Source organism: Micromonospora sp. NPDC005979, from assembly GCF_040614415.1.
In the GTDB taxonomy this organism is placed as follows: domain Bacteria; phylum Actinomycetota; class Actinomycetes; order Mycobacteriales; family Micromonosporaceae; genus Micromonospora.
Window position 1 is genome coordinate 70,499 of record NZ_JBEXUR010000005.1, and the last position, 12,810, is coordinate 83,308.

The window sequence follows — 12,810 nt, forward strand, 5'->3', positions numbered from 1 at the left end:
CCTCGACCAGTAACAGGGAGTACGGCGGCATGAGCGAGCAACACGGCACGGTGGTCATCGGCGCGGGGCCGGCGGGGCTCACGGCGGCGTACGAGTTGCTCCGGCACGGGCGGCCGGTCCGGGTCTTCGAGGCCGACGAGGTGGTCGGCGGGATCAGCCGGACCGTGGAACGCGACGGGTGGCGCTTCGACATCGGCGGACACCGGTTCTTCACCAAGGTCCCCCGGGTGGAGGCGTTCTGGCACGAGATCCTGCCCGAGGAGGACTTCCTGACCCGGCCCCGGATGAGTCGGATCTTCTACCGGGGCGCCCTGTTCAACTACCCGCTGAGCGCGACTAACGCCCTGCGCAACCTGGGTCTGCCGGAGGCGGTGCGGTGCCTCGCCTCGTACGCCCGGGCGCGGGTTCGCCCACCGCGCGACCAGTCGCACTTCGAAGGCTGGGTGTCGGCCCGGTTCGGCTGGCGGCTGTACTCGATCTTCTTCAAGACGTACACCGAGAAAGTCTGGGGTATGCCCGCGGACCAGCTGCGGGCCGACTGGGCCGCGCAGCGGATCAAGAACCTGTCACTGGCCACGGCGATCCGCAACGCGGTGCTGCCCGGACGCCGCCGCACCGACGTGACCAGCCTGATCGAGGAGTTCCAGTACCCGAAGTACGGGCCGGGGATGATGTGGGAACGCTGCGCCGACCAGGTACGCCAGCGCGGCGGGGAGGTGTCGACCGGCACCTGGGTGACCGCCGTGCACCGCGACCCGAAACGACGCCGGGCGATCAGCGTGACGGTCAACGGCGCGGGCGGGCAGCGTACCGAGCCGGCCGACGACGTGATCTCGTCGATGCCGATCTCGGAGCTGGTCGCCGCGCTCCGCCCGCCGGCGCCCCCGCACGTGCTGGCCTGCGCCGCCGACCTGCGCTACCGCGACTTCCTGACCGTCGCCCTGGTGGTACCGGCCGAGTTCTCGTTCCCCGACAACTGGATCTACGTGCACGATCCGGCGGTGCGGGTGGGCCGGATCCAGAACTTCGGCTCCTGGTCGCCGTACCTCGTCAAGGACGGCCGCACCTGCCTGGGCCTGGAGTACTTCGTCTTCGAGGACGACGAGATGTGGCGTTGCGCCGACGCCGACCTGGTGGCCCTCGCGACCGCGGAGCTGGAGCGGTTGGGCCTGGTCCGGCCAGGGGTCGTCGAGGCCGGCTACGTCGTGCGCATGCCGAAGGCCTATCCGGTGTACGACGAGCGCTACCAACACAACGTGGACGTGATCCGGGCGTGGCTGGCCGAGGCCGTGCCGAACGTGCACCCGGTGGGACGCAACGGCATGCACCGCTACAACAACCAGGACCACTCGATGCTCACGGCGATGTTGACCGTGGAGAACATCGTCACCGGCAGCACCCACGACATCTGGTCGGTCAACGTGGAGCAGGACTACCACGAACAGGCGACCACCGGCGGCGCGCGCCGGGGCACGGGTCGGGACGCGCCGGTGCTGCCGAGCCGGATCGTCACCGCCCCGATCACCGCTCCCGAAGGCGTCCGCGCGGCCGGCGACGGCGACCGATCCGCGCAGGCGCCGCTGGTCTGACGGGCTCGTTACGCGAACGCCGGCGTCAGATCGGGCCGCTGGTGTAGATCTTCGTGCTGCTCTCGTTGCCGATGAACGGGTTGTTGACCGCCCACAGCAGACCCTCGTCGTACTCCGGCACGTCGAAGTTGCACATGACCCAGCCGGCGTCCGCGCCGCTGCTGTTGATGCACTGCCGGCTCCAGTCCGGTCCCTGGATCGTGCCGGCGGCGGGCGCGCCATTCGCCTTGGTGTCCTTCACCCAGACCCGGTCCCCGTACGCGGCGAAGCACGCCTTGGCGCCGGTCGTCGACACGCACCACACGTCGACACCGTTGGCCGCCGGCGGCGCACCGCTCGGCGTGCCCGTGGCCGCCGACGCCGCCGAGGCGGTGCCGACCAGAACGAGGGCCACTGTCGTCGGCACCATGACCAGGGCACCCGCCGACCGCGTGCTCGGCTTCCTACGCATCCCCGTCAACTCCCCACATCCACCATGATCGTCATTCCGGTGCTGGACGATAGCAGCCGGGCCGTCGCTGAAGCCGATGTGGACGGTGGCACATCATCTGCCTGCCACTGAACGCAGACTCGGACACCTGGCTTGAGACCTACTCGTCCAGGGCCTGTTTCCTGAGGGCGGCCCACCCGCCAGCCGCGTCCCCGACCTCCCTGGACAGAACACCTAGGGCTCGAGTGTGGCGGGCATGTTGAAGGCGGCGACGTGACGGGCGCCGATGAAGGCGTTGCTCTCTACGATCTTTCCGTTCTCGATCCGGAGTACGTCGACGACCAACGCCTCGTAGTGCGGGCTGCCGGGCCGGCGGAGATAGTTGATCAGTGCCGGGCGTCCGTTGGCCGAGGTGGGGAACGTACGCCAGTCGAGCGGTCGGGCAAGGAACTCCGCGGCCGCGTCGATCCCGACGACCGGCGGCTCGGGTGGCATCGTGATCCGTACGTCCTCGGCGAGTAGTGCCCGGATCGTCTCCGGGTCCTTCGCGTTGGCGTAGCGGCGCAGGATGTCTTCGTCCTCCCTGGTGAGCTGTGGGCGGCGCCAGTCCTTCGGGTCCGACGGAGTGCGCCCGCGGAGGGTGTGGCGGGCTCGCTGGAGGAGGCTGTTGACGGCCGCCACGGCGGTGTCGAGCGCGGCGGCGATCTCCTGCGGCGTCCAGCCGTGGACGTCGCGTAGCACGAAGGCCGCCCGCTGCCGTGGCGGTAGGTACATGAGCGCTGCGATCACGGCCAGCTCGACGGTCTCCCGGGCGGCGAGGCCGGTCTGCGGATCGTCGGCCAGCAGGGCGTCGGGATAGGGACCGAGCTCGGTGGACCACTCCAGCGGATCACCGTACGGTAACGTCCGGTGACCGGCCGCCTTGCGGCTGTCGAGGAAGACGTTCGTGGCGATCCGGTAGAACCAGGTACGCGCCGACGCCCGACCCTCGAAGCGGTCGCGAGCCCGCCAGGCACGCAGGAATGTCTCCTGCACCAGGTCGTCCGCGTCGGTGACGTTCCCGGCGAGGCGGTAGCAGTGGACGTGTAGCTCGCGCCGGTGCTCGCCAAAGGCGCGCTGCAGCCAGACCGCCTGCTCATCGGTCGAGTCGGACATCTGATTTCCCCGGGGCTGAATGGTCCTCACCACCGTACTGACGACTGCGGACCCATCCGTCATCGGTCACCGATGACGATCGCCGACTCGCTCGTCTGTACCTGTGACCGATCCTCACCTACCAAGGAGAACGCCATGACGGCAACCCCCGCCTTCAGCGCCACCGCGCCCCCGGTCGTCGACCGGGAGACCTGGCTGCGCGAGCGCGACGAACTGCTGGTACGGGAGAAGGCCCATACCCGCGAAGGAGACGCGATCGCAGCCGCTCGCCGTCAGCTGCCGATGACCTTGATGCCGACGGTGACGGTGCGGGGCCCTGGCGGGGACACCCCGCTGGTGGAGGTGTTCGAGGGCCGCCGGATGCTCATCGCCTACTTCCACATGTGGCACGACGACAAGCCGTACGAGCACCAGTGTGAGGGGTGCACCTTCTCGACCTGTCACATGCAGACGCTGGACTACCTGCACGCTCGGGACGTCACCTACGCCGTGTTCTGCCAGGGCCCCTACGACGAGAGTGCCCCGTTCGCGGAGTTCATGGGCTACCCGTTCCCCTGGTATTCGGCGAAAGACTCCGACCCGGCTCTGGCCGACGGTCGTGACTTCGGGTTCATCGCGTGCTACCTGCGCGACGGCGACAACGTCTACGAGACCTACTGGACCACCGGGCGGGGCGTGGAGGCCTTGATGACCACCTACCACGCCCTGGACCTCACCGTGTACGGCCGGCAGGAGAACTGGGAGAACTCGCCGGAAGGCTGGCCGCGGGTCACCGGGCACCCGTGGCGTCTCAACGGCCGCCCCACCGCGCAATGGTCACGCCCGGGCGTCGCACCGCGATGACGTCCTGATGATCGAGGTGATCATGCTCGGGTCGGCCGCGGTGTCAAAAAGTGGCGGTCACCTCAGGTAGGCGGCGAGTGGGATGTTCTGCGCCCGCAGGGCGGTGGCGATCAGGCCGGCGATCTGTCTGGCGCCGGCGGCCTCGAAGTGGGTGTGGTCGTTGCAGAAGAACGCGCCGACCGCGCCCGTCGAGTAGTCACCGTTGTTCGGACACAGCCGGAGCGTGTTGTAGAGCGCCACGCTCTTCGCGTGCAGGTCGATGACCGGTACGCCGTTGGCGGCGGCCGCGGCCGTCGTCTCGGTGACGAAACCGCGATTGCCGACGGCGGTGTTGCCGCTGCAGGTGATCGCCGCGACGGGCGTGACGAAGATCGGCTTCACGCCTCTGGCCTTGGCGGCCGTCGCCATCACGCCGAGCAGTTCCTTGAAGCGATTGGTGCCCACGTGTCGCGGGCAGGCCGAGTCACCGTCGTTGATGCCGAACTGGATGATCAGATAGTCGCCGGCCTTGAAGCCACTGCCGCTGTCCAGCATCGCCGACCATCGCGCGCTGTAGGCGGTCGAGCTGAGCACGCACTCGCCCGCCGAGTTCTTGGTGGAGGTCACGTTGCCCTCGTACAGCCAGGTCTGGATGCTGCGACCGCCGACGGCGCTGTTCTGCACGGTGACGTTCGACGTGAGGTAGGACGCGAACTGACTGCCCCAGCCGATCGGACAGGAGCTGGCGTTCATCATCGTGGAGTCGCCGGCCATCCACACCTTGATCGGCGCGGGTGTCGGTGACGGGGTAGGGCTGGCCGGTGGTGTGCTCGGGCCGGTGCAGGGTGTCGGCGCTGGCGATGGTGTCGATGTCGGAGTCGGCGCGGTGGGCGACGGCGTCGGCGCGGTGGGGGTCGCTGGTGGCGGGCCGGCGCAGGTGACGCCGTTGAACGAGAACGACGACGGCACCGGGTTGCTGCCGCTCCAGGTTCCGTTGAAGCCGAAGGCGACCGATGCGCCGGAGCCGACGGCACCGTTGTAGCCCACGTTGGTGGCGGTGACCGCCGTGCCGGTGACCGTGACGGTGGCGTTCCACGCCTGCGTCACGCCCTGCCCGGGGGCGAGACTCCAACCCACGGTCCAACTGGTCACCGCGTCACCGAGGTTGGTGACGACGACATCGGCGCCGAACCCGCCGGTCCACTGGCTGGTGACCCGGTAGTCGACAGCGCACGCCGGGGTGGCGGCCTGGGCGGTGGCGATGCCGAGCCCGCCGGCCACGACGGTCAGGACCGTTGCCGCCAGAGCCACGAGACGCGATCGGCGAACCGTCATCGGGTTACTCCTGCCTCGATCGGAGGCGCTCGCCATCACGTGACGGCGGCGCACGGGGAGCCGTTGAGGGCGAAGCCGGTCGCTCCGCCGAGCGGGCTGTCGGTGATGAATCCGAAGCTGGTCGAACCGGCGGCCGGGATCACCGTGTTCCAGGCGACGTTCACCGCCGTGGCCGCGGCGCCGGACTGGGTGACCGTGGCATTCCAGGACTGCGTGATCCGCTGGCTGCCCGGCAGGGACCAGGTCACTTTCCACCCGTTGATTCCGACAGTGGAGGTGTTGTTGAGCGTCACGTCGAACTGGGCGCCCGTACCCCAGTCACCGGTCTTGAGGTAGGTGACCGTGCAGGCCCCGCCCCCAGGAGTGGTCGGCGCAGGAGTCGTCGGCGCGGGAGTCGTGGGGGGCGGCGTCGTGGGGGGCGGCGTCGTCGGGGGCGGCGTCGTGGGGGGCGGCGTCGTCGGGGGCGGCGTCGTGGTCAGTCGTGCGCTGAGGATCGGGGCCAGCCGGTCGGTGATGGCCTGGTGGCCGGCGTCGTTCGGGTGCACCGAGTCGCTCAGGCCGCCGGACGGCAGCCAGCCGGTGGTGTCCACGTAGAACACGTTGGCGTCACCCGCGGCGTTGCGTGCCCGCACCGCCGCCTCCGTCTCGGTCGCGTACCGACCGATGAACGTCCGCATGGCGAAGAGCTTGGCGTTCGGGAACTTGGCCCGGATCCTCGTCAGGAAGGTGGTGTACGTCGCCTGGAAGGCCGCGGCGCTCACGCCGTGGCTCTTGTCGTTGGTCCCCAGGTTGATCACCACGCCGTCGGCGGTGTAGCGGGAGAAGTCCCACGCGTCGGTGCCGGCCTGGCCACCGGAGGACATCCAGTAGCGGGTCGACTGCGCCCAGCATCCGTCGGTCGTCTCGGCCAGACACATGCCACCGATCGCGATCTGGGTGTGGTCGTAGCCGAGCCGCTCACCGACCTTGAAGGCGTAGTCCGTCACGGCGAGTTGACTGCTCGTGGCCCCTGCGGTGATCGAGTCGCCGACGAACTCGACCAGCTTGGGGCGGGCCGGTGGCGCGAAGGTGCCCGCGCCGGAGTCGAGGATCAACCCCTGGAAGACCGCGTCACCGGTGTAGGAGCCGGCCACCTGCCGGTAGCTGACGATCAGCGTGTGGCTGCCGGCCGCCAGCGCGGTCGGCGTCAGGTTGATCGTGCCGGAGCCGGTGAAGGACGTGAACGCCCCACCGTCGATGCTCGCCCACAATTGGATGGTGTTGCGCTGCCGGAGCTTCACCGTTCTGCCGGTGAATCCGACGCGCAGGTACGCGCCGGCCCAGTAGGGCACGTAGGCCGAGGCGTTTGTCCTGTTCCACCGGCCGACGAAGCTGATGTTCGAGTCGGCCGGGGTGCCGTCGCCGGCCGCGGCCTCGGCGCTGAGCACCGGCAGACCGGCGGCGAGCACCCCGGCGGCGACCGCGATGACGGCCGCGATACGAAGGGAACGAATCGTCGTCATCGGATGGGGTTCCAGCCGTCGGTACCCGCCAGGTAGGCGGTCGGTGTGTACTGGGTGGCGGTGGAGGCGCTCATCTGCGGCCGGTTGGCGTTGATGACGGCGCCCGGTCCGGTGCTGCCGTACTCGGCGAACCGGGCGTCCCGCCACGAGAAGCCGGACATGTCGGTCCAGGGGTCGGTGCGGATGTGCGCGCCCATCGTGACGCCCCGGTAGAGGACCTGTCCCCGTGCGTTGACGTCGCCGCTGGGGTGCCAGGGCCGGCCCAGATAGACGGTCCTGGCGGGAGCGTTGCTGGTCAGGGTGGTTCCCCAGAACAGGAAGCCGAACCTGTTGTTGATGTCGGTGGCCGCGGCGGTGAGGTAGCCGTTGTTCGACGACGAGCCCCGGGTGAGCGAGTGCACGGTGCCGTTCTGGAAGACCATGGTGCCCCGCCCGAAGATGAAGTCGACGTCGCCCTCCACGTAGGAGTTGCGGACGTAGAGACGCCGGACCGAGCTGACACTGGGCGCGTTGACCAGCAGGGTGTCCTGGTTGCCGAGGACGCGGACGTTGTCGAACTGCGCCCGGTCGCCGGAGGTGTTGACAGCGACGGCCTGCTCGGCGTCGAGGGTGTTGGCGGCCTCGTCGAAGTCGTTCGACATGGTCAGATTCCTGATCGTGGTGTCGTTGGCGTTGACGAAGACCGAGGCGCTGCCGGACGTGCCGTACGTGCCGCCACCGGGCTTGGTCTGGCCGGAGGCATGCCCTTCGACGATCACGACCTGGGCGGCGGAACTGCCGGCGCCGACCAGGGTGAGGTAGGGCTTGTTGGCGGGGATGGTGACCACGCCCCGGTAGGTGCCGGGTTTGATGGTGATGGTGACCGGAACGCCGTTGTTCGCCCCGACACTGTCGATCGCCGCCTGCACGGTCGTGTAGGCGCCGCTGCCGTCAGCGGCGACGGTGATGGTCGTCGCGGACGCGGACGCGGACGCGGCCACCGGGACCGCGGTGGCGAGGGCGCACACCGTTAGCACCGCCACCGTGCGCACGCGAAGAACCCTGCCGGACGTGGTCATAAGCGTCCTCCGATCCCCGGGCCGTTGCCGACGACCATGTCGACCGGCAGACGACGACGTTAAGTGAACGTTAACATCGACGTTCGGGAATATAAAGCGAATGCTCACGGAAGGTCACCCGACCCGGACGTCACGCCCGGACGTGCTCACCTCGGGGGCCACCGACGGCGTCCGCCTGGGCAGCAACAGCGGGGTGGCAAGCAGCAGTACGCCGGACAGCGTGATCGCGGCGAGCGGGCTGGTGAGTGTGGCGAGAAGACCCCAGCCCACCATCAGGGCAGCCTGCAGGAGCTTGCCGACGGCACTCCACGTGCTGAGCACCCGCGCGGCGTGACCCGCGGGGACCCGGCGCAGGCGTTCGGTCGCGTAGATCGGATTGAAGACTCCCATGCACGTGATCAGCAGTCCCTCGACGATGATCACGGTGACGAGTCCGGGCACACCCGGCTGGACGAGGGCGAGTCCGAGTGGGAAGACCGAACGCAGCCAGCCGAAGACGATCATGACCCGGTGTCGGCCGTAGCGGCTCACGAGGCGCGCGGAGAGGCGGGCGCCCAGCAGCCCACCGAGCGCCGGGATGCCGAAGGCGAGGCCGTACTGCCACGCCGGCAGGTGGTACTGACCCAGCAGGAGCACGGCCAGCAGCGGCGCGGTGGCCATGATGAGGCCGCCGACCAGGATCGAGTTGAGGAACAGCCCGCGCAGGACGCCGTCGCCGAGGATGAGCCTCCCCCCGTGCAGCAGGTCGGCGGGCCGCAGCCCCGTCGCGCGGCCACGAGGTGTGGCGACGTCGCCGCCCCGGACACGCAGGATCGCGAAGGCGGACAGCAGGTAGCTGACGGCATCGGCCAGGACGGTCACGACCGGACCGAGCAGCCCGGCGAGCGCGCCGCCCAGGGGCGGCCCGGCCGCGGTCGCCACCCAGGCCGTGCCCTCGAACCGCCCGTTGGCCGCCAGCAGGTCCGCGCCACGCACCAGATGTTTCAGGTACGCCCCGGACGCGGCGGAGAAGGCGATGCCCGCAGTCCCCGAGACGATCGACACAACCAGCAGTTGACCGTACGACAGAAGTCCGAGGCCGTACGCGGCCGGGACGCTGACCATCGCGACGAAGCGGACGAGGTCCATCGTGATCATCACCGGTCGCTTCGCACGGTGCTCGACCCATGGCCCGAGGGTGAAGGCCACAACCGCCGCGACCGCGAGACCGGCCGCCTCCAGCAGCGCCACGGCGACCGCCGAGGAGTCCAGAACACGGACCGCGATCAGCGGAAAGGCACCGAAGGCGAGCCAGGTGCCATACGTGCTGGCGGCGTACGCCGACCAGAGCCAACCGAAATCGCGCCCCAACCGCCCCCGCATGCGACCCTCCCGAATCCACCGACGCCCGGGGGCAGCACACCCCTCGCGCCCGCGCGGAAGCAAACAACTGGGATCCAGCGAGCCACAACCAGCAGTTGTGGATGGGCATAATGAGCCGGTGGATACCGAGGCGGTGCGGTCGTTCGTGCGGGCGGCCGAGTTCGGGCAGTTGCAGCACGCGGCCGACGAGCTGGGGGTGACGCAGCAGGCCGTGTCGAAGCGGATCGCCGCCCTCGAACGCGCGCTCGACGTGCGGTTGTTCGCGCGTACCCCCCGAGGGGTCGAGCTGACACTCGACGGCCAGGCGTTCCTCCCGCACGCCCGGGGCATCGTCGCCGGGGTGGACCGCGCGGTCGCCGCCATCAGACCGGGCTCACGGGCCCTGCGGATCGACGTTCTCGGTCTGCGCTCCGCGCAGGCCGTGATCCTGCACGACTACTGGCGCGCACATCCGGAGCTCGCCCTCGACGTCGTGACGCTGCGGGTCAACGACCCGCGTGAGGCGGTCGCCGCCGTCCAGGCGGGCGACGTCGACGCCTCGTTCCGGTCGGTCACCGACCCGGCGACGCTGCCGCGCGAGGTGCGGATGGTCCACGCCTTCGACTCGGCGCTGGAACTGCTCGTCGGTCCACGGCACCCGCTCGCCTCCGCGCGCACGCTGACGCCGGCCCAGCTCCGGGGGCACCGGATCTGGGTGCCCGGCATCGCGCCGCGCAGCGAGTGGGGGGACTTCTACGACCAGCTCACCACCGCGTTCGACCTGCGGATCGACGCCGCCGGCCCGCACTTCGGCGACGAGGTGCTGCTCGACATCCTCGCGGAATCCCCCGACGTGGCGACCCTCGTCGGCGCGCGCGACCGGTACCTCTGGCCGACGGGCCACGACCTGCGCCGCATCCCGATCGCGCGCCCGACGCTCGCGTATCCGCTCTCGCTCCTGCTGCGCCGCGCGAACCCGCACCCGGGGCTACGGGCGGTGCTGGACCACTGCGCGGGCCTGACGCCGCTACCCCCGACGACCTGGCGTCCCTCCTGGACGTTGGCAGGACGGCCGGATGTCGACGCCGCCGGGTGCGGCAGTGTGGTGGCGTGAACGGTGACGACGTGCGAGTTCCCCGAGCGCAGGCCGGGTCCAGCCCGCAGCATCTGCTGGCGACCGTGCTCGGCGAGTATCTCGACTCGGCGGACGCCGACCTGCCGTCGGCGGCGGTCATCGCGATCCTCGCGGAGTTCGGGGTCAGCGAGTCCAGTGCCCGTGCCGCCCTGTCCCGGCTGGTCAAGCGCGGCCTCATCGCGATGCGGGCGAGCCGACGGCCCCCGGTCTACCACCTGACGCCCGAAGCGATCGCCCGGCATCGCGCCCGGATGCGGCACTTCCTGACCTTCGGCGCCCACCCGCCGCAGTGGACCGGCGACTGGGTGCTGGCCTCCTTCTCGGTCCCGACCCCGGGCCAGGCGGCGCGGCACGCCGTGCGCCGGGCACTCGGCGCGCTGCGCTTCGCCAGCCTCTACGACAGCATGTGGATCCGACCGGGGACCGACGCCGCGCCGGCGACGGCGGTGCTGGACGAGCTGCTCCGCCACGTCGAGGGCGCCCGGTGGTCGGTGATGCGTGTCCGGTTCGACGAGGAGTCCGGACCACACGGCCCGGCCGGCGCGTACGACCTGGCCGCGCTCGCGTCCGAGTACTCGACCTTCATCCGGCGGTACGCGCCGCTGCGGGCGGCCGTACGCGAGGACGAGGTGGACGCGGCGCGGGCGCTGGTGGCCCGGACCTCGGCCATGGACTCCTGGCGGAGGTTCGCCGACCTCGACCCGGACCTGCCCGACCACCTGCTGCCGACGCCGTGGCCCCGCCAGGAGGCCAGGGACACCTTCCTGGAGATCCACTCCGCGCTCGGCGCGCTCGCGCAGGCGCGGCTGGTCGAGGTGGCGACACCGCACTGGCCGGACGCCGCCACGTGGATCACCCACTTCCAGGCGTCGGACGACCTCCCGACGGCCGGGTCGAGTGGCAGCGGGACGGCACGCCGACGACGGCGTTGAGAAACCGCAGACATTGACACTTTTCGTTGCGGCAGTGATAGTAACTGCACACCGCTCCCATCGGATCGCCTGTGGGGACCCCGCCGGGTGGTCGACGCGTACCTATCGACCTGGCCCGTGGCCTGCGCTCGCCGCGCGAACGTACCGCCGCCACCGCCGCCGCGGGGAGCCCCACCGTGACATCCGTTGGAGGCGCGCATGAGAAGAAGATCGAAGATCTACGCGGGGTTGGCGGTTGCCGTCGTACCGATCGCCTCGATGATCATTACGCTCGGCGCGACGCCGGCCGATGCCGCCGTCGGCGGTTCCGGCCCCTACCCCGCCGACTACGAGACCTCGGCCACCCTGACCAACCACACCATCTTCCGGCCACAGACGCTTCCGTCCGAGCGCCTGCCCATCTTCGTCTGGGGCAACGGCGGCTGTTCGGCCAACGGCCTCTCGCAGGGCAACTTCCTGCGCGAGATCGCCTCGCACGGCTTCCTCGCGATCGCCAACGGCGCCCCGAACGGCTCCGGCTCGACGAACTCCCAGATGCTCACCCAGTCCATCGACTGGGCCATCGCGGAGAACTCTCGGCAGGGCAGCAAGTACTTCAACAAGATCGACACGACGAAGGTCGCGGTCGCGGGCTTCTCCTGCGGCGGGCTGGAGGCGTACGCGGTCTCCAACGACCCGCGCGTCACCACCACCGGCATCTTCAGCAGCGGCCTGCTCAACGACGCCGACGACTACCAGCTCCGCAGGCTCACCAAGCCGATCGCGTACATCATCGGCGGGCCCAGCGACATCGCCTACCCGAACGCCATCGACGACTGGGGCAAGCTGCCGTCCACGCTGCCCGCCTTCATGGGCAACCTCAACGTCGGGCACGGCGGCACGTACGACCAGACCAACGGCGGCGAGTTCGGCCGCGTCGCGGTGCTCTACCTCAAGTGGCGGCTCAAGGGCGACACCACCGCCGGCGCCAACTTCGTCGGGCCCAACTGCGGCCTGTGCCGTACCCAGTGGACGGTCCAGCAGAAGAACCTGACGCTTGACGACGGCACGCCGCCGACCACGCCTCCACCGACCACGCCTCCACCCACCACTCCCCCGCCCACCACGCCTCCGCCCACCACTCCGCCACCCACCACGCCCCCACCGACGGGCGCCGCCTGCACCGCGACCTACGCCGTGCAGGACCAGTGGAACGGCGGCTTCGTCGCCAACGTCACCGTCACCGCCGGAAGCACCGCCGTCAGCGGCTGGCGGGTCACCCTCAACCTGCCCAGTGGCGCCACGGTCACCTCGCTGTGGAACGGCGTCGCGACCGGTAGCAGCGGGACCGTCACCGTCGCCAACCAGAGCTACAATGGACGGCTGGCTGCGGGCCAGACCACCAGTTTCGGATTCCAGGGCACCGGAAACGGCGGCGGCGCCACCGCCACCTGCACCGGAAGCTGAACCCGACTCACCTCGGCGGTCGGCGCGTCACGCGCCGGCCGCCGAGCGCGTTCCGACGACCCGAG

The 12,810-nt window shown here is 70.2% G+C and carries 11 protein-coding genes; 5 read left to right on the top strand and 6 right to left on the bottom strand.

The genetic code is table 11. The features are described from left to right. Positions 1-29: 29 nt before the first annotated feature. Positions 30-1,589, top strand: a complete 1,560-nt coding sequence (locus tag ABZ272_RS10770) for an NAD(P)/FAD-dependent oxidoreductase (RefSeq protein ID WP_355049691.1) — start codon at positions 30-32, stop codon at positions 1,587-1,589. A 25-nt stretch (positions 1,590-1,614) separates the two neighbouring features. On the opposite strand, the gene ABZ272_RS10775 is transcribed toward ABZ272_RS10770, so the two are convergent. Continuing rightward, positions 1,615-2,040, bottom strand: a complete 426-nt coding sequence (locus tag ABZ272_RS10775; protein ID WP_355049692.1) for a hypothetical protein — start codon at positions 2,038-2,040, stop codon at positions 1,615-1,617. 213 nt (positions 2,041-2,253) lie between these two features. Further along, entirely contained in the window at positions 2,254-3,174 is a 921-nt protein-coding gene (locus tag ABZ272_RS10780) for an RNA polymerase subunit sigma-70 (RefSeq protein ID WP_355049693.1), read from the bottom strand. Positions 3,175-3,309: 135 nt separating this feature from the next. On the opposite strand from ABZ272_RS10780, the gene ABZ272_RS10785 reads away from it, so the two are divergent. Beyond that, a complete protein-coding gene (locus ABZ272_RS10785) occupies positions 3,310-4,017 on the top strand; it encodes a DUF899 family protein (RefSeq protein ID WP_355049694.1) in 708 nt (235 codons plus the stop codon). A 57-nt stretch (positions 4,018-4,074) separates the two neighbouring features. On the opposite strand, the gene ABZ272_RS10790 is transcribed toward ABZ272_RS10785, so the two are convergent. The 4 genes from ABZ272_RS10790 to ABZ272_RS10805 form a co-directional block, all read right to left on the bottom strand. Further along, entirely contained in the window at positions 4,075-5,331 is a 1,257-nt protein-coding gene (locus tag ABZ272_RS10790) for a cellulose binding domain-containing protein (protein ID WP_355049695.1), read from the bottom strand. A gap of 35 nt (positions 5,332-5,366) precedes the next feature. Beyond that, complete coding sequence (locus tag ABZ272_RS10795; protein WP_355049696.1) at positions 5,367-6,833, bottom strand: cellulose binding domain-containing protein; 1,467 nt, start codon at positions 6,831-6,833, stop codon at positions 5,367-5,369. After that, a complete protein-coding gene (locus ABZ272_RS10800) occupies positions 6,830-7,864 on the bottom strand; it encodes a pectinesterase family protein (RefSeq protein WP_355049697.1) in 1,035 nt (344 codons plus the stop codon). Before ABZ272_RS10800 ends, ABZ272_RS10795 begins: the two co-directional genes overlap by 4 nt. Before the next feature lie 141 nt (positions 7,865-8,005). After that, on the bottom strand, positions 8,006-9,253 hold the full coding sequence (locus ABZ272_RS10805) for an MFS transporter (RefSeq protein ID WP_355049698.1): 1,248 nt from the start codon (positions 9,251-9,253) through the stop codon (positions 8,006-8,008). Between the two features lie 118 nt (positions 9,254-9,371). Here ABZ272_RS10805 and ABZ272_RS10810 point away from each other — a divergent pair, with 118 nt between their 5' ends. The 3 genes from ABZ272_RS10810 to ABZ272_RS10820 all read left to right on the top strand — a co-directional run bounded on the left by ABZ272_RS10810 (position 9,372) and on the right by ABZ272_RS10820 (position 12,745). Beyond that, positions 9,372-10,346, top strand: a complete 975-nt coding sequence (locus ABZ272_RS10810) for a LysR family transcriptional regulator (protein WP_355049699.1) — start codon at positions 9,372-9,374, stop codon at positions 10,344-10,346. A gap of 11 nt (positions 10,347-10,357) precedes the next feature. Continuing rightward, positions 10,358-11,299: a PaaX family transcriptional regulator C-terminal domain-containing protein gene (locus ABZ272_RS10815; protein WP_355049700.1), complete on the top strand. Its 942-nt coding sequence runs from the start codon at positions 10,358-10,360 to the stop codon at positions 11,297-11,299. Between the two features lie 198 nt (positions 11,300-11,497). Beyond that, positions 11,498-12,745 carry a cellulose binding domain-containing protein gene (locus tag ABZ272_RS10820; protein ID WP_355049701.1) on the top strand — a complete coding sequence of 416 codons (1,248 nt, stop codon included), beginning with the start codon at positions 11,498-11,500 and terminating at the stop codon, positions 12,743-12,745. Positions 12,746-12,810: the final 65 nt, after the last annotated feature.